We start from the raw sequence: 19567 nt of genomic DNA, 5'->3' as shown, positions 1-19567 counted from the left end.
AAGTTGAGTGTAAGTGCTTGTTTGGACTATTTTTATTTGAAAAATGAAGTAGAAGCTTTAAAATGAGAGCCGAGGAAAAGTGTACCTTTGCGGAGATTCTAAAAGCAAAAAAATACATGGATTTATCTAAAGTAAAATTGATTGTGTCTGATATGGACGGAACTTTATTAAACTCAGAACACAATGTTAGCGAGCTGTTTTTTGAGCAGTTTGAAGTGTTAAATTCAAAAAACATAAGATTTGTTGCTGCAAGTGGAAGACAATACCATAGTATTTTGCAAAAGTTAGAAAGCATACAAGAACACATTACTATTGTGGCAGAAAATGGAGCTTATGTGGTGGAAAACGGAAAGGAACTTTTTGCTAATGTTTTTGTTAAAAAAGACATAGAAAAATTGATTGCTGTTAGTCAAAAAATTCCGAATGTACATATTGTGCTTTGTGGAAAAAAGAGAGCTTATTTTTTACGAGAATCTGCTGAATTTAAAAATATTGTTACAGAATATTATAGTGAATACGATACGATTGAAAATTTTGATGAATTGCCAGAGGATGATTTTTTTAAGATTGCTCTGTGTCATTATGATGGATCAGAGGCTAACATATACCCTTATTTAAAAGAAATTGAAGGAGATTGGCAAGTAAAAGTGTCGGGGGAATTGTGGGTAGATATTGCTTTAAAATCAAATCATAAAGGGAATGCTTTAGAACGTATTCAAGAACAGTTTGGGGTGACTGATGCAGAAACCATGGCTTTTGGAGATTATCAAAATGATTTGGAAATGCTAAAAAAAGCAGCGTTTAGTTTCGCAATGGAAAATGCACACACAGATGTGTTAGAGGTTGCAAAATACAAAACAGGTTCTAACAACAATTTTGGAGTAGAATCGGTATTGAAAAAGCTGATAGAAGTAATTTCATAATTTTGCATCAAATTTAAAGACAAACATGCATAAACAGATTAGCAGTGTTCAAAATGGATTGATCAAATCTTTGGTGGTTTTGAGCGAAAAATCCAAAATAAGAAAAGAAAGCCAAACATTTATTGTAGAAGGAAGAAGAGAGGTTTCTTTGGTGCTACAAGGTGGTTATCAAATAAAGCAATTGTTTTTTTATCCAGAGTTGTTACCTGCTGATTTTGAAATAGAAGAATTTAAAGCAGAAGAATATATAGCAGTAAGTAAAGAGGTTTATGAAAAGGTAGCTTACCGAGGCTCTACAGAAGGTGTTTTGGCGGTGGTTAAAGAAAAATCGATGTCGCTTCAAGAGTTGAAATTTGAGACTCAACATCCGTTAATTTTGGTTGCAGAAGCTCCCGAAAAACCAGGGAACATAGGTGCAATGTTGCGTACTGCGGATGCTGCCAATGTAGATGCAGTGTTGATTGCCAACCCTAAAACCGATTTGTACAACCCTAACATTATCCGTTCTAGCGTAGGTTGTTTGTTTACTACACAAATAGCTACAGGAACTACTCAAGAAATTTTAGAATATTTAAAGAAACAGAATATAGCTACGTACGCAGCTGCTTTAAAAGAGGATTCGGAACTTTATCATCAACAAGATTATACCAGAGCTACTGCTTTGGTAGTAGGGACAGAAGCCGATGGTTTGTCTGACGAATGGTTGAAACAAGCAGACAAAAAAATCATCATTCCTATGTTAGGAAAAATAGATTCTATGAATGTGTCCGTTGCGGCAGGAATTTTGGTGTATGAAGCCAAAAGACAAAGAAATTTTAAATAAATGACAGGAAGTTTACTATTTGCCATCATCATTACTGTTTTGGTGGTGAATTATCTAAAAGACGAATTGATAAGTTTTGTAAATGCCAAGCATTTTAACGATCCTGTACCTACAGAATTACAAGATGTGTACGATGCGGAAGCGTATCAAAAATCTCAAGAATACAAATTGGCAAATTATAATTTTTCTAAATATTCAGGATTGTTTTCTTTTGTGTTGACTTTGATGTTTTTTGGTTTGGGAGGAGTTGCATTGGTAGATCAATGGAGTTTACAAATAACAGAACAACCTATTTTACACAGTTTGGTGTTTTTTGGAATTGTAGGTTTGGCTAGTTCTGTACTTCAAATTCCTTTTGATTATTACCATACGTTTGTGATTGAAGAAAAATTTGGTTTTAACAAAAGCACTAAAAAATTATTTTGGTTAGATAAAATCAAAGGTTTGCTGATGTCTGTAGTTTTGGGAGGTGCAATGTTGTCACTCATTGCTTGGTTGTATCTGCAAATGGAAGATCGATTTTGGTGGTATGCTTGGTTGGTATTTGCCGTTTTTACTTTATTTTTCACCTTGTTTTACTCCAGTTTAATTGTGCCTTTGTTCAACAAACAAGCACCGTTGGAAGAAGGGAGTTTGAAAGAAAAATTGTTTACATATACAGCAACTCAAGGTTTTAAATTAAATAATATTTTTGTGATTGATGGATCTAAAAGATCTACCAAAGCCAATGCTTATTTCACAGGATTTGGTCCCAAAAAAAGAATTGTATTGTACGATACATTGATTAATGATTTAAGTGAAGATGAAATTGTGGCGGTATTTGCGCACGAAGTAGGGCATTACAAAAGAAAACATACAGTTTACAACATGGTGTTGTCTTTGGGGTTGACAGGGTTTACTTTATATGTTTTGGGAATTTTGTTAGGAAATCCTTTGTTGTCAGCAGCTTTTGAAGTAGAAAAAAGCAGTTTTCATATTGGATTGTTAGCTTTTGGGATTTTATATACACCTATTTCTGAAATTACAGGATTATTGATGAATGTGTTGTCTAGAAAGTTTGAATACCAAGCGGATGATTTTGCAAAAGAAACTTACGAAGGACGTTATTTAATTTCGTCTCTTAAAAAACTGTCCAAAAACAGTTTGAGTAATTTGACGCCACACAAATGGAATGTGTTTTTTCACTATTCGCATCCAACATTATTACAAAGAGTTTTGAATTTAAAAAATACTCGTACATCTTAGAGAAAAACAGTATATTTAGTAATCAAGAGCATAAAAATTTACTGATGACCGATGTTAAGGTTGTCAGTAATTTTCGTTTTAAAAAAACTAATTTATGGGGTATGTAGTTGATCCAGAAAAGGAAAATAAAGAGATTACTCGCAGGTACAAAGATTTGTTGAAAGATAGTTATCAACATTTGTCTGAAGAGGATAAAAAACTCATCAGAAAAGCCTTTGACCTTGCGGTAGAAGCTCATAGCGAACAAAGAAGAAAAACAGGGGAACCTTATATTTATCACCCAATAGCAGTGGCAAAAATAGTGGCCTCAGAAATTGGTTTGGGAGCTGTTTCTATTGCATCTGCTCTGTTGCACGATGTGGTGGAAGATACAGACTATACCATAGAAGATATGGAACGTTTGTTTGGTGAGAAAATAGCCAAAATAGTGAATGGATTGACCAAGATTTCTCGAATGAGTAAAGATCAAATGGCTTCTATTCAAGCGGAGAATTTCCGTAAAATGTTGTTGACTTTAAATGATGATGTTCGTGTTATTTTAATCAAAATAGCAGACCGTTTACACAACATGCAGACCATGGATGCCATGCCTCCGTTAAAACAAATAAAAATAGCTTCGGAAACGTTATATATTTATGCTCCGTTGGCACATCGTTTAGGTTTGTTTAATATCAAAACGGAATTGGAAGATTTAGGATTGAAATATACCGAACCTGAGGTTTACGATGATATTGAGAAAAAAATCATTGCAAATAAAGACAATCAAACGGATTATATAGAAAATTTTTCGTCTAAGATAAGTGATGCCTTGAAAAAACAAGGTTTTGAATTTGAAATTAAAGGAAGAACCAAATCCATTTTTTCTATTCGTAAAAAAATGCGTTCTCAAGGAGTACGTTACGATGAGGTTTATGACAAATTTGCAATTCGAATTATTTACGATTCAGATAGTGAAAATGAAAAGTTTGATGCTTGGAAAATATACTCAATTGTAACAGACAATTATAGACCAAACCCTAGCCGATTGCGAGATTGGATTTCTCAACCCAAAACAACAGGTTATGAGGCATTGCATATTACAGTAATGGGGCCTGAGGGACGTTGGGTAGAAGTTCAGGTTCGTTCTAAAAGAATGAATGAAATTGCAGAAAAAGGATATGCAGCCCATTTTAAATACAAACAAGCAGATGTAAATGAAAGTGGTTTAGAAGGATGGTTGAATAGATTGAAAGATACTTTAGAAAATCAGAGTACTAGTGCTGTAGATTTTGTTGAGGATTTTAAGTTGAACTTATATTCCAAAGAAATTTACGTATTTACTCCTAAAGGAGATATCAAATCTTTGCCAAAAGGATCATCGGCATTAGATTTTGCTTTTAGCATTCACACAGACATAGGCTTGAAATGTAGAGGTGTAAAAGTAAATGGAAAATTAACACCATTAGATAGAGTTTTAAGTAGTGGAGATCAGGTAGAGGTAATGACTTCGGAGAATCAGAAACCTTCGGAAAGGTGGTTGACTTTTGTGGTAACAGCAAGAGCAAGAGCAAAAATACGTACAGCTTTAAAAGAAGAAGAAAGAAGAGTTGCAGAAGAAGGTCGTGAGGTATTGAAACGTAAGTTAAAGCATTTAAAAATCAATCCTACAGATAAGAATTTAGGAGCAATGGTATCGTTCTTTAAATTACAAACCACGTTTGATTTGTTTTATAGAGTAGGAATTGGAACCATCGGAAATACCGAAATAAGAAATTTTGCCAATCAGCAAACAAGTACTTTTGCGAAGTTGTTTAGAAGAACAAAATCCAATCCTGATAAAGTTGTTAAGAAAGAAGAAATTAGTACCAATTACGACACTTTGTTGTTTGGGAATGACAATGAAAAATTGGAATACACACTTTCTAAATGTTGTAATCCAATTCCAGGAGACAAGGTTTTTGCCTTTTTAACGATTAATGAAGGAATTAAAATACACAAGAACAACTGTCCAAATGCCATCAGTATGCAGTCCAATTATGCATACCGAATTATGAAAGCAACTTGGGTAGATTCTACCAAACAAGAATACAAAGTTACCTTAAGTATAAAAGGAGAAGATGGATCGGGGATGTTAGGAAATATTACCAGAATTATTTCTGTAAACAATAATATGAACATCAATAATTTGAATATTTCGGGTGATGGAAGCTTGTTTGATGGGAAATTTACAATTACGGTAACGAACAAAGCAAAATTAAGTAAGGTGATTAGTCAATTGAACGGAATCAAAGGGGTGAAGCAAGTGAAACGTATCATTTAAGAAAAAAAACATTTCTTTCTATTATCGATATCAAATAAAAGTATAAATTTGCACCTTGCTGTTTTAAAACAACATTTTTGAGTTATGGATACTAAACAGAAGAATCAAGAAATTGTTAAGAATGTGTTTGTGAAGTTTTTAGAAACGAACAAACACCGTAAAACGCCTGAGCGTTTTGCTATCTTACAAGAAATTTACGATTTAGAAGAACACTTTGATATTGAATCATTGTACATCAATATGAAAAATAAAAAGTATCGAGTTAGTAGGGCTACGCTTTACAATACGATAGAATTGTTGTTGGAGTGTGGTTTGGTAAGAAGACATCAATTTGGACAAAACCAAGCACATTATGAGAAAAGTTTTTTTGACAAACAGCACGATCATTTGATATTAGATAATGGTGAAGTAATTGAGTTTTGTGATCCAAGAATTCAAACGATTAAAAAAACAATAGAAGACGTTTTTAATGTAGAAATAAGCAAACATTCGCTTTATTTTTACGGATCGAAAAAAGAAAAATAGAATTATACATTATAAAGTAAGATGGCGGTAGATTTATTATTAGGATTGCAGTGGGGTGATGAAGGAAAAGGAAAGATTGTAGACGTTTTAACTCAGAACTACAATTTGATATCTCGTTTTCAAGGAGGTCCAAATGCAGGACACACTTTGATTTTTGACGGACACAAACATGTATTACATACAATTCCTTCAGGGATTTTTCACAAAGAGGCTGTCAATGTTGTAGGAAACGGAGTGGTGATAGACCCTGTGATTTTTAACAAAGAAATTGATGATTTGTCTCAGTTTGATATTGATTTTAAACAAGTCTTGTTGATTTCAAGAAAAGCACATTTAATTTTACCAACACACCGTTTGTTAGATGCTGCTTCTGAAAAATCAAAAGGGAAAGATAAAATTGGTTCTACTTTAAAAGGTATTGGTCCAACATATATGGACAAAACAGGACGTAATGGAATGCGTGTTGGAGATTTGGAGCTAGATAATTGGAAAGAGATTTTTGAAAAATTGGCTCAAAAGCACATCAATATGCTTGATTTCTATAAAGTAGAATTGGAGTACGATTTGGATGCGTTGAGAGAAGAGTTTTTTGTAAGTGTAGAAAAGTTGAAAGAATTGACTTTTATAGATAGCGAAGAATACTTGCACCAAGCAATCAAAGCAAATAAAACTATTTTGGCAGAAGGAGCACAAGGTTCTTTGTTAGATGTAGATTTTGGAACGTATCCTTTTGTAACATCATCTAATACAACTGCTGCAGGAGCTTGCACTGGTTTAGGTGTAGCACCCAATCAAATAGGTGAGGTTTTTGGAATTTTTAAGGCATATACTACTCGTGTAGGTTCAGGACCTTTTCCAACTGAATTGTTTGATGAAGATGGAGCAACAATGGCTAGAGTTGGTCATGAGTTTGGAGCAACAACAGGTCGTGCACGTAGATGTGGATGGTTGGATATGGTAGCTTTAAAATATGCTTGTCAAGTAAATGGAGTTACACAATTAAACATGATGAAAGCAGATGTGTTGTCTGGTTTTGAAACGTTAAAAGTGTGTACAGCTTACGAATACAAAGGAGAAGTTATTAGTCACTTCCCTTACAATATTGAACCAGAAAATGTAAAACCTGTTTATACAGAGTTAAAAGGTTGGAAAGAAGATTTGACAGGAATGACTTCTGAAGATCAATTGCCACAAGCTTTGTTAGATTATATCGCTTTTATAGAAAAAGAAACAGGTATTAAAATTACGATTGTTTCTGTTGGACCAGATAGAAAACAAACTATTGAAAGATAAGATAGTCGAATCAATTTCGAAAAAATAATATAAAAATCCCTCATCATATTGATGAGGGATTTTTGTTTACAGAAATTTTAAAAAGTACTTCAGTGCATTTTAGAGTTAACTTCTGTTTTTCATTAGTTGATTTGTATGTACTAGATATTTAGATTTTTGTAAAAAAGCAACGACTTTAGATTACTAAGTATATACACAAATAGTAGTTAATAGAAAGATTCAGTATTTAAAATGTTAACCAAATACATAGCAGATTAAATCCATTTCTATTAATAAAGAAACTTTTTCATGTTTGTGAATTGAAATGATAGTACTATTTTATAGAAGAAATGTTTTTTACTATTCTATAGCTACTTATTTTACGTTGTGATTTTACCTTGTCTTATGAATTGTTTTCTCGGAGGATTTAAAAATAAAACCTATGTTTTAGTGTGTTTTTCATCTATAAAGGTAGGTTTTGTTGAGTTTTTGTTGGTTAGTTGTACATTTGATGTAGGGAATTGTTAATGTGTCACCCTTGCGAATATGGAATTTAATCAACTTTGTAAGAGTAATATAAACATACTTAAACTATGAGATTTAAATTATTTGATAACTTAAAAATGAGAGGTGTAGTGTTCGCACTCATTAGTGTTTTTAGTTTCAGTTTTATGCATGCTCAGACCAAAAAAGTTACTGGGGTAGTAACATCAAATGGTGAGCCATTAATTGGAGTAAGCATTAGTGTAAAAAGCACGGGGTTTGGTACAATCACTGATTTTGATGGAAATTATGAAATCAAAGCAAAGAAAGGTGATGTGATACTTTTTGATTACTTAGGTTTCCGTAAAAAAGAAGTTAAGATAGCTGATCAAACAAAATTAAATATTGAGCTGATAGAAGATGCTCAAGCTTTGGATGAAGTAGTCGTGATAGGATACGGTGAAATAAAAAAGAAAGAGGTTATTGGTGCAGTAGGAAGGGTAGATTCTGAAGTAATAGAACAGACGGCAACATCTGATATTGGTTCGGCATTACAAGGACAAATTGCAGGGGTAACTGTTGTGGCTAGTACTGGAGATCCTGGTGCGGAGTCTAACATTCAGATTAGAGGATTGACTTCAGTGGATGGGTCTAATTCGCCACTGTATGTGGTTGATGGGGTTCCGTTTGATGGAGATCCTAAATTGAGTATGAGTGAGATTGAAAGTGTAGATGTATTAAAAGATGCTGCATCGGCTGCCATTTATGGTACGCGTGGTGCTGCTGGGGTTATTTTAATCACAACAAAAAGAGCTAAAGAAGGAGTTATGAAAGTTAGTTTGAATAGCTATTATGGTGTTCAAAACATTACTTCTAGTACACCTATTATGAACACAAAAGACAAGTTTTATACAACGCACCTACAATCGGCTGCGTTGAATGATCTTTACTATGGTAATACTTGGACGGTAATCAACAATTCACCACATCAATTGACAAACAATACCAACTTATTCAACTTGATTGAAAATAATCAAGCTCCTATACAAAGTCACAGTTTAAACGTATCTGGAGGTAAAGAAGGATTGTCTTACAACATTAACGCTAACTTTTTTAGTCAAGAAGGTGTTTTGATCAAATCAAAATACGATCGTTTTAATGTGAGAGCAAATACTCAGTACAACAAAGGAAAGTGGAAAATAGACACGGGAATGTCTTTTAGAATAGAAGACAAAGCCAGTTCTCCTTATGGATTGATACAAGATGCTATCAAATACAATCCTTATCAACCAGAATTGTCTTTGAATACGGATGAATTTACAGATGCAGGTGAAGGAACACAAGCAACCAACTTGTCTTACTTAGGATACAAATTGTTACAGACAGATACTCAAGAAAATCAATATTTTGATGGAAGATTAAATGTTAAATACCAATTCAATCGTGATTTAAGTATTACAGCAAGAGCTTCTGCTAGTTATAATAATGGTACAAGATACATTATCAACCCAGAATTTGTTGCTTATGATGATCAAGGAGATAAAATACCTTCACAACAGTCTAGAATTAGAAACGTAAGTTCTTTAGATAAAAAAACAACAATGGAAACTATTTTAAACTATAAAAAAAGGTTTAATAGTCACACTTTTAATTTTACAGCTGTGTATTCTGCGGAAAAGTATACACATTCAGAATTCTTAGCAGATAGATACGATGTGTTTAATAATGATATTACTGTTATTAATGGAGGTACGGGAGATTCTTATGCTGAATCCGGAAGAAATAGATGGACAATGGATAGAGAAACAACATTGATTGGTTCTTTGGCAAGATTGCAATACAACTACAAAGGAAAGTATTTGTTAAGTGCAAGTGTACGTAGAGATGGTTCTTCTAGATTTGGAAAAGAGCACTACGGTTATTTTCCTTCTTATAGTTTAGGATGGAATGTGTCTGATGAATCTTTTTGGGATCCTATCAAACATGTAATGCCTTCGTTCAAGTTACGTGCAAGTAGAGGTACTACAGGTAACCAGGGAATTGCAGATTATAGTTATGCTTCTGTTATTGATTTACAACAAGATTACGTTTTTGGTAATGATGATGCTCAAAACCTAGTTGTTGGAGCAATACAAACAGCTTATGCAAATCCTGAAGTAAAGTGGGAAACGTCAGTATCAACCAACGCAGGTTTAGATGTAAGTTTTCTTAAAAATAAATTGACAGCTTCTGTTGATTATTATGTTACAAATAAAAAAGACATGCTGTTTCCGGTAGTAATACCACCTAGTACAGGTGCAGGTTTGGATGGACAAGTAACCTTGAATGCAGGAGATATGGAGAACAAGGGGTTTGAATTTGCAATGAATTACAGACATTCAGGTAAATTTTCATGGAATGCAGGGTTGACCTATACACAAAACAATAACAAGATCACTAAAATGAGTGGTACTAATAAAATTATCTATTTTGATGATAGTACAATTTCTGGTCATGATAACGATCAAGATTTAACAACTGTTATTGCAGAAGGTTATGAAGCTGGTGCATTCTTTTTAATGAAGACAGATGGAACAATCAAGACAGAAGAAGAGTTGGCAGAATATAAAAAACTTGAGAGTGAAAAAGAAACTGCAGAATTAGGAGATTTAAGATATGTAGATTCTAATGGAGATGGTACTATTGACATCAACGATAGAGTATATGTAGGTAGTGGTACACCAGACTTTGAAATGGGATTAAACTTAGGTGCCAACTACAAAAGATTTGATTTTTCTATGCAGTTGTACGGTTCTTTTGGAGCAGAAATATTAAATGGTAACAAAGCATTGGCATACAAATCATCTAGTCACCAAGATTTAGTATATCAATGGACACCAGCAAACAATACGTCTAATATTCCTGTAAATAGAAATGCAACACATAACAATTATAGGGGGCATACAGATTACTGGATGGAAGACGGAACTTTTGTAAGATTACGTAACGTAAGTTTAGGTTATACATTCAATAAAAATAAGATAGAGCAGTTTGGTTTAAAGAGACTTAGACTGTATGTGGCAGCACAAAACCCACTAACACTTACCAAGTATACAGGATACGATCCTGAAGTAGGTGGAAACGGATTGAGTACAAGAGGTATTGATAAAGGAAGATACCCTATTAGTAGACAAGTAAGAGCAGGTGTACAAATAGACTTTTAATCAAAAAACTTTAAAGACATGAAAAAAATAATATATACAAAAATTGTCAGCCTATTGATACTGGCAATCACTGTAATTGGATGTTCGGATGAATTTTTAGAACAGACCAACCCAAACAGCCTGTCTACAGGTACGTTTTGGCAAAATATGGACGATTTAAATATGGGACTTATTGGAGCTTATAAAAGTTTTAGTAGCCCAAACAATATACTTTTGGTAGATGATATTTTAAGATCAGATCTTGCCTGGGGAAGTGGTTACCAAAGACCAACCAACACAAATGTATATTACTTACAAACATTTAACGATGCAGCTGATTTTCCAAACAAAGTTTGGGCACAGAACTATAAAACAATATTTGGAGCCAATCAAGTAATAGTAGCAACAGAAAAATTGTTAGAAAATACTTTTACAACTGCTACAGAAATTGAAGAAGCTACTAAAATTTTGGCTCAAGCTAGATTTATAAGAGGATACATGTACTTTTTATTACATCATGCCTTTAACAATGGAGATGTTCCTCTTTTTGATTTTGTTCCAGAAAAGGAATCAGATTATTTTCAGCCAATTAGCCCAGGAGAAGAAGTAAGAGCATTTTTGTTAGCAGATTTAGAATTTGCAGCAGAAAATCTACCAAACTCATGGGATGCCAATGAAGAGGGGAGAGTTACAGCTGGTGCAGCCGTTGCTTTGATAGGACAAACGTATTTATATCAAAATCAATTTGATCTTGCAGCTCCTTATTTTAAAAGTGTAATTGAAGATTTTGACTACGCTTTGACATCTAATGTAGGAAGTAACTTTACAAGTATGGATGAATTGAATGAAGAGTCTATTTTAGAAGTTGTTTATTCAATGGATTACAAAAATGAATTGGGACAATGGGATTCTAGAGATGTAGCAAACACTGCATATAATAAAAAACTAACAGGAGGACCAGGATCTTGGAGAGGTGCTATACCAGCTAACTGGTTAATTGTTGAGTATAGAAATGATCCTATTGATACGTCAGACCCAAGAAATAAAGTAACAGAGGAAGATGGAACAGAAAGATTTAGAAAATTTAGTTTAAGAACATCGTACTCTATTGCTTTGGTAGATGATGAAGATTTAGGCTACTATGGTTTTGATACACCAGGACAAGCATCTCCATTTAATGTGAATTTAACCTCTTTTTGGAGAAAACATACCAACTGGGATTTAGGATTTGGTAGTGAAGATTTAATGTCTCCAGGAAAAGTAAGATCTCCAATAAATGAAAGATTGATCCGTTTGGGAGAAATTTACTTACAGTATGCAGAATGTATGATTGAAACTGGAGATTTGGATGAAGCGTTAAAATACATCAATAGAATAAGAAGACGTGCAGGTGTTGTTTTATTAGGAGCTGCAGGTACTGGAGAATATCCAGCTAACGATCATGACGATGTTACCTATACAGCAGAAACTTTAATGGAGCATTTAAGATTTAAAGAATATCCACTAGAATTGTCATGTGAAGGAGATAACAATAGAAATATTGATTTAAGAAGATGGGGAGTTAAAAAAGAACGTTTTCAAGAGTTGTCTGAAAGAAGATACGATGTGTTACATTATGATGTAACAATGCCATTGCCTGAAGCAAATGTGGTTACACGTTGGTCTTCTATAATGGTAGAGGTTTCTCCAAGTGACCCTGAAGTTGATAATAATTTGAATGAATTTGTAAAAGCTGCTGCGAATTATACCGATGATAAAGCTTACTGGCCAATTCCAAACAGTGAAATTATTGCTAACCCTAAATTATATGAATAAGCATTTGAGCTTTCAATTTATATAAACTAAAATATTAATAAGATGAAAAATAAAATAATCATATTACTGGTATCGTTATCTACATTCTTTATGGGATGTAATAAGGAATACGAAGCACCGCTGTCTTTTTCCGACATAGGATTTATGACAGGCCTAGGTACTGAGAAAACACTACAGTTAGGAATTTATAACTACCTAACTTTTGCAGATTTATCACAAGGAGTTGTAGATCATGCTTGGCAAATTGAAGAAGGAAATTTTTTCATAAAAGGACCTATCGATAGAAAACAGACAGATTTTGAAAGTCTAATCATCAATGCAGGAGATACTATTTCTAATGAAGATATTGTAAATGTCTATTTTAAGAAATCAGGTTTGCAAAAAGTACGTTTGTACAATGTGTTTAACGATTCTGTAACTTTTAGAGGAAATAATGGATTAGAGGATTATATAATGCCTTCTAAAAAATTAGGAAATAAATGGGTAATTGACACTACTTTTGTAGTAAAAGTATACGATACTATTGTGCCAGATGTTATGGTAAAACAAGCAGATGTAGAAATAGATATTACTAGTAAAGATACAGTGTATGTAGAAGCAGGAGATTTTTTAAACTTTACAGACAATACAACTCAGGGAGAACCAACTACTCGTAATTGGTATGTTAGAAAAGTTGGAACTGGAGAAAGTATAGCCAGTAGCAATGATCAAGAAGTAGATATTGTTATGAAGAAATTAGGGGATTTTGTTGCAGGTATCACTATATCAAGATCCGGAGAGAATATACCAGGAGATTCTGAATCTACGCAATTTGCATTTCCTATTAAAGTTATTCCATCTTCTAAACCATTTGAATTAATTGGAGTTATTAGAGAGTTAGAGGATGAAACTATTCAAATTCCTTTTAATGGTGAGTTTGTTCAGTTCTTTAATAAAGAAGCTTTCTTTGAGGTTAAGGTAAACGATGTAGTAACTAATATTAGTTCTGTTGTTGTAGATGCTGATGATGCTACTTTCATTAATATTAAACTAGATACTCCAATTTTTCAAGATGATGAAATTAAGGTAACATGGTTAGATGGAAGTGGAATCATGTCTACAGATACTAGAACCCCTGTAACATTTACAGATGAAATAGTTAAATCATATGTTGAGGAGTATTTAGTTTCTGAAGGAATGTTTGAAAAATCTCTAGGAGCTGATTGGGTGAAGCCTTTCGTAAATGAAACAGTAGAAGGAATTACTGAAGTATTAATTGTAGATGCTCCTGTGGGTAATGCATCAACTGTAACTCCAACTGGACAAGTAATTAACTTAGCATTAAATAGAAATGGAGGAACTATAGCTACTAATGTTAGAGCAGAAACTAGTAATTTAGAAATAAATTTAGTTGCAGGTAGGGAATATACTATTGAATTTAAGTATTTAGTTAGATCAGGATCTCCTAATATATTATTCCGTTTTGATAATAAAGGAGGTACTAACCAAATTACATTTAACCCTGGAGCTGGAGACCCTGCAAATGTAGATGTATGGAAAGAAGGACAAGTTAAGTTTATTGCATTAACTGCGCATCAAGGTAAATTTAGTATTCTTTCTGCTTGGAGTGCTTATGCGGATTTCTATATAGATGATATCGTGATTTCATCTGATGAATCAAGACCATAAGAATTAAATTATATTAAACTTAAAAACCCTGTTTGAGGTAATCTCATACAGGGTTTTTTGTTTTATAATGGTAAGGTATTAATGTTTCTAGATTGTTTACGTAACTTATAAATAGAGAACAAATCTTGTTGTTTCTTTTGTGAATTATATATAGTGTAAAACCATTTTAGCTTGTTAAGTTGGTGTTGTGTTACAATCAAACAATGATTATTGTATGTAAGGAATCTGTTAAAAAGTAGATCGTTTTTATAAATAATTTTGTTGGTTTTATTACAGAAAGTAATAGAAGTTGTTTTAGGGAATATATGAGAGCTCTTGAGAATGGTTGACAAGTTTATACAATAGAAACAGTTTGTACTTATATATGTGTTTGTGAAAAATGATGCTTTTCTAAATTTATTACGCATAAAAAAGAGCTTATTTCTAATTAGAAATAAGCTCTTTTTTATGTTGTATAATGTTTAATTAAAGTAAATCATCAATAGAAATATTATCATTATTTCCTTTTTTCTTGTTCAAATAATCACTTGGTTTGGCTCCAAATTGTTTTTTAAAGCACTTAGAAAAGTAAGAGGCTGTGCTAAATCCTGTTTTGTACATTACTTCTTTTACAGGTAAATCTGTAGTGTCAAAAAGCTGCATAGCTCTTTTTAAACGGATACTTCTAATAAATTCACTAGAAGATAGTCCTGTAATTTCTTTTAGTTTTAAATATAAATTACTTCTACTTTGACCAATTTCTTGCACCAGTGTTTCAACACTAAACTCTGTATTGGTCATGTGTTTGTCTATAATTTCAATTACTTGTTTTAAAAATCTTTCATCTGCTGAGGTTACTGTTACTTCTGCAGGTTTTAGGTTCACTTCTCGGTTGAATCGTTTTCTTAAAAGCTCTCTTTTTTTGGTGATGTTTTTAAGTTTTAAATTTAAGAGCTCCATGTCAAACGGTTTTCTAATGTAATCATCAGCTCCATTTTTTAGTCCTTCTATTTCGGTTTCTTGAGATAGTTTTGCAGAAAGAATTAGAATTGGAATATGGCTTGTTGTTACTGTTGTTTTTAGTTTTTCACAGAGTTCCAAACCATCCATAATATGCATAACCAAATCCGTAATAATTACATTAGGAATAATTTTGGTAGCCATTTCAAAACCTTCTAATCCATTTTCTGCTTCGTATATTTTGTATTCATCAGACAAAGAATGTCTTATAAATGTTCTAATATCCTTATTGTCATCTACAATCAAAAGAATAGGCAATTCGTTAGATCTTCTCTTAGTCAGACTTTCGTCAGTAAGTTCATCGTTCATATCTATTGCAAAAGACTCTGTTTCGGAAGTTCTTCTTACAAAATCACCATCTGTATTGTCTTTACAAACAACCTCTGGAATGTTTTCGTATGATTTTTTGTCTATAGGCAGTTTGATGATAAACTCTGTACCTACGCTCTTTTCACTAATTACTGTAATTTCTCCTTGATGTAACTCTACCAAGTTTTTAGTAAAAGCCAAACCAATTCCGATTCCTTTTGGATTGTTTTCGTCCTTTTCTTTTTTGGTATAATAACGTTCAAAAATATTATTCATTCTTTCGGGAGCTATTCCAATTCCAGAATCTTTTACTTTTATAATTACATAATTGTCTTCTTTTTGAATATAGGCATCTATATTTCCAAACTTGGGAGTAAATTTATAGGCGTTGGAAAGTAAATTGTTGATGATTTTTTCAATAGCATCATGGTCAAACCAACTGTGTATTGTATCCATTTCTTTATGAATGTTAAAGTTGATTTGTTTTTTATGAACTAAAAATTGGAAAGGTTCTGCAACCTCTTGTATAAAGCTTACAATGTTGCTGTTACGCATAACCAAAGTTGTTTTTCCTTGATTCATTTTTCTAAAATCTAACAACTGACTTACAAGACGTAACAAATAGTTGGTGTTTTTTTGCATCAAGCGCAATTGCTCATTATAAACCTCAGGTTTTAGAGTTTGTCCTTTTTTAAGTAGTTCATCCAAAGGCCCTTTGATCAATGTTAACGGAGTTCTAAATTCATGAGATATATTTGTGAAAAACTCAAGTTTAAGGTTTTGAAGTTCTTCTTTTTTGTTTTTTTCAATTTCTTGAACCTCTATCAAATGTTTGTTTTTTGCTCTGTTTAAAATGTAATTTCCAAAGAATAGCAACAACAATACAGTGAATAAGAAATAGATGAAATAGGCTTGGGTTGTCATCCAAAAAGGAGGAATTATCTTTATTTTTAATTCTGTGTAATGATCTTCCCAAACATTATCATTATTAGATGCTTTTACTTTTAATGTATACTCACCAGGACTTAAATTGGTATATGTAGCAAATCTTTTTTTAGAATTGGTATATACCCAACTTTTATCAAACCCTTCTAGTTTATAGGCAAATTTGTTTTTTGATGGAGCTGAATAATGCAATGCAGCAAATTCAAAAGAAATACTGTTTTCATCATATTGTAATTCTAGCTCTTTGGTTTCATAAATTGCCTGATTAAAAATAACTCTATCGTTAAATTTCTGTCCTCTTTTGATAGGTTTGTTGGAAATAGAAAAAGAAGTAATCACAGCATTTGCTTTGTGCGGATTGTCTTTTATTTTATTTGGATAAAAAGTATTGAAACCGTTGATTCCTCCAAAAATTAATTCTCCATTTTCTCTTTTAATACAAGAGGTTTCTACAAATTCATTGGATTGAAGCCCATCATTTACATCGTAATTTTTAAAAATTTCGGTTGATGGGTTAAACTTAGAAAGTCCCTTGTTGCTAGAGATCCATAAATTTTGATCTTCGTCTTCTAGAAACCCTTTGATTACATTGTTAGCCAAACCATCCTTTTCAGAGTAGTGTATAAACTCTGCTTTAGGTTCATCCTTAGGAGTGATTAATTTGTTAATTCCTCCTCCCAAAGTTCCTATCCACAAAGAACCGTCAGAAGTCTCTTTAATTTGTAAAATATAATTGTGACTTATACTTTTTTTATCTTGACTATTGTTTTTATAGTTGATGAATTTAGGATGTGCTTTGTATGTTTCATCTTTATCTAATTTAGACAAGCCGTTACCAGTACCAAACCAAATGTTTCCTATACTGTCTTCATAAATAGAACGTATAATATCACTAGAAATACTGTTTGGATTGCTAGGGTCGTAGAAGAATTTATCTTTTTTATAAGTATCAGTTTTAGGATCTTTAATCCAACGATGAATACCTCCACTATACGTACCAATCCAGACAATTTTATTACGATCCTCAAACAATGAAAAAACACTTTGTTCAACATCATGATGAGGAATCATATCGTCTTTTTCTATGTCTTCTAAATCTTTAATTTTAGTCAAATCAAGTTCGTAAAGACCAGGGAAAGACTCGTAACCAAGAAGCATCTTTTTTCCATTATCAATCTCTAGCATGGTTAAACTTTTCTTAAGATTACTGTTTATATTAATGAACTTAGAATATTTAGTTCCTTTCTTAGCAATATTTATTCCTCCACCTGCAGTACCAATCCAAAGGTTTTGGTTTTTATCTTCGTAAAAAGTTCTAACATTGTCGTAGCTAAGACTATTGTTATCAATTGTTTTTTTGATGATACGAAATTGTTTTTTTTCATGATCAATTTTGTTCACTCCTCCTCCTTGAGTCCCAATCCAGACAATTCCTGTTTTATCAACAAATAAAGAGGTGATGACATTTTTATTAATGCTAAAATCATCCTCAGGGCTATAAATATATCTTTTAACAAACCTTGGCAGTTTATCTTTGTTTTTTATTTTATAATGAAACAAACCACCATATCCACCTATCCATAAATTATTCTCTTTGTCTATGGTTAGTGTGTTTACAAACCCTTTAAAGAAAGGTTTAACTGTAGATTCTTGTTTTCTTAAATCATAGATGTATAGACCAATTCCTGTTCCTATAATCAATCTTCCAAACTTATCTTCTACAATTGAATTGATAGGAGCTTTGGGTAGTTTCATGATTTTGTTTATATGTTTAAAATAAATTTCACCCATAGAATCTCTAGACATAAGAAATAAACCGCTATTATCTCCTACCCATATTTGACCTAAGCTATCCTGAAAAATGGAATGAATTCTATTTTTGTACGACTTTTGAGCTATCTTATTTTCGTTAAGACCAAAATGTTTAAATTTAATAGAACCATCATAGTCGTTAAGATTAGCAACATCCAACCCATTATTGTTCCCTACCCAAAGTCTATTTTCGTTGTCTACAAAAATATAACTGATATGGTTGTTAGAAATGCTTTCAGGATCGTTTTTGTCAGAAACATAACGTTTAAATTCATCTTTGTATTTATCGTAATAATTAATTCCATTTCCTGTGGTACCAATCCATAAATTATCATTTTTATCACCTGTAATTGTATAAATAAGATTACTACTAATAGATGAATCGTTATTCATGTCGGGTTTGTAAACAGTAAAATTATACCCGTCAAATTTGTTCAATCCATCGTGAGTACCAAACCACATAAACCCTTTTTTGTCTTGATAAATACTATTGATGTCACCTTGAGAAAGTCCATCATTTGTGGTGATATGATCAAAATAGATAGATTGTTGACTCCAAACAGCATTCGTAGTGAAAGACAACAAAATAATAGATATAATGAAGGAAGTTTTAATTTTATGAAGCATTGTTAAATAATTGTTATTGTATTCTATCAAATATAAGAATATACTAAACACTACATATGGTTATTCACTTTATGAGGTAGTGTATAGGCCATTTGTTACAATATATAGTGTTTATAACTCTTTTGATAAGTTAAGAATATATTTTTAAGTTGGAAAAGGTTTATGAGTATCTTTATAAAGATAAAAAAGTCTTTTTATGTTTTTTTTTAGTTTTGACGTTGTTTTTAAAGAAGTACCTGGAGAAGTAAGTCTATGTTTTTCTATTTGTGGTTGTCCGTTACAATGCAAAGGGTGTCATTCACCTTATTTGTTTAAAAAAGAAAATGGGAAGTTTTTAGATGATGATTTTTACCAAAAAACATTAATTGATTATCAAAAATATGCTACCTGTGTTTTGTTTATGGGTGGAGAATGGGAAAAACAAGAATTGCTGTCAAAATTAAAAATAGCTAAGATGTTGAATTACAAAACCTGTCTGTATAGTGGGTTAGAAGATATAGATTCTGAAATTTTAGCACATTTAGATTGGGTAAAAACAGGAGCTTGGAAAGACAAATTAGGAGGGTTGGATAAAAAAACAACCAATCAGATTTTTAAAAACGTAAAAACAGGAGAAGTGTTAAATCATCTTTTTCAATAA

The 19567-nt window shown here is 32.3% G+C and carries 11 protein-coding genes; 10 read left to right on the top strand and 1 reads right to left on the bottom strand.

Annotated features, from left to right (window positions below; all coding sequences use genetic code 11):
• The first annotated feature begins 116 nt into the window (after positions 1–116).
• From Q4548_RS05115 to Q4548_RS05075, 9 genes are all read left to right on the top strand, one after another.
• Positions 117–923, top strand: a complete 807-nt coding sequence (locus Q4548_RS05115) for an HAD family hydrolase (protein WP_303452221.1) — start codon at positions 117–119, stop codon at positions 921–923.
• Between the two features lie 25 nt (positions 924–948).
• Positions 949–1746: an RNA methyltransferase gene (locus tag Q4548_RS05110; RefSeq protein ID WP_303452219.1), complete on the top strand. Its 798-nt coding sequence runs from the start codon at positions 949–951 to the stop codon at positions 1744–1746.
• Positions 1747–2991: a M48 family metallopeptidase gene (locus tag Q4548_RS05105; RefSeq protein ID WP_303452217.1), complete on the top strand. Its 1245-nt coding sequence runs from the start codon at positions 1747–1749 to the stop codon at positions 2989–2991. It begins immediately after the preceding gene.
• Between the two features lie 94 nt (positions 2992–3085).
• On the top strand, positions 3086–5290 hold the full coding sequence (locus Q4548_RS05100; protein WP_303452215.1) for a bifunctional (p)ppGpp synthetase/guanosine-3',5'-bis(diphosphate) 3'-pyrophosphohydrolase: 2205 nt from the start codon (positions 3086–3088) through the stop codon (positions 5288–5290).
• A gap of 84 nt (positions 5291–5374) precedes the next feature.
• Positions 5375–5815 carry a Fur family transcriptional regulator gene (locus Q4548_RS05095; RefSeq protein ID WP_303452213.1) on the top strand — a complete coding sequence of 147 codons (441 nt, stop codon included), beginning with the start codon at positions 5375–5377 and terminating at the stop codon, positions 5813–5815.
• Between the two features lie 21 nt (positions 5816–5836).
• A complete protein-coding gene (locus tag Q4548_RS05090) occupies positions 5837–7108 on the top strand; it encodes an adenylosuccinate synthase (protein WP_303452211.1) in 1272 nt (423 codons plus the stop codon).
• A gap of 572 nt (positions 7109–7680) precedes the next feature.
• Positions 7681–10773 (top strand): TonB-dependent receptor, encoded by a 3093-nt coding sequence (locus Q4548_RS05085; RefSeq protein ID WP_303452210.1) that lies wholly within the window; start codon positions 7681–7683, stop codon positions 10771–10773.
• A gap of 18 nt (positions 10774–10791) precedes the next feature.
• On the top strand, positions 10792–12567 hold the full coding sequence (locus Q4548_RS05080; protein WP_303452208.1) for a RagB/SusD family nutrient uptake outer membrane protein: 1776 nt from the start codon (positions 10792–10794) through the stop codon (positions 12565–12567).
• A gap of 42 nt (positions 12568–12609) precedes the next feature.
• Positions 12610–14235, top strand: coding sequence for a hypothetical protein (locus tag Q4548_RS05075; RefSeq protein ID WP_303452206.1), 1626 nt, complete (start codon positions 12610–12612; stop codon positions 14233–14235).
• A 465-nt stretch (positions 14236–14700) separates the two neighbouring features.
• Here Q4548_RS05075 and Q4548_RS05070 read toward each other — a convergent pair whose 3' ends face one another.
• Positions 14701–18927 carry a two-component regulator propeller domain-containing protein gene (locus Q4548_RS05070; protein ID WP_303452204.1) on the bottom strand — a complete coding sequence of 1409 codons (4227 nt, stop codon included), beginning with the start codon at positions 18925–18927 and terminating at the stop codon, positions 14701–14703.
• Between the two features lie 196 nt (positions 18928–19123).
• On the opposite strand from Q4548_RS05070, the gene nrdG reads away from it, so the two are divergent.
• The gene (nrdG, locus tag Q4548_RS05065) at positions 19124–19567 is read left to right on the top strand and encodes an anaerobic ribonucleoside-triphosphate reductase activating protein (protein ID WP_303452202.1); all 444 of its coding nucleotides are present in this window, start codon (positions 19124–19126) and stop codon (positions 19565–19567) included.

Origin of the sequence: Wenyingzhuangia sp. 2_MG-2023, assembly GCF_030548295.1 — a bacterium.
GTDB lineage: Bacteria > Bacteroidota > Bacteroidia > Flavobacteriales > Flavobacteriaceae > Wenyingzhuangia.
This window is presented reverse-complemented; position numbering and strand designations above follow the sequence as displayed.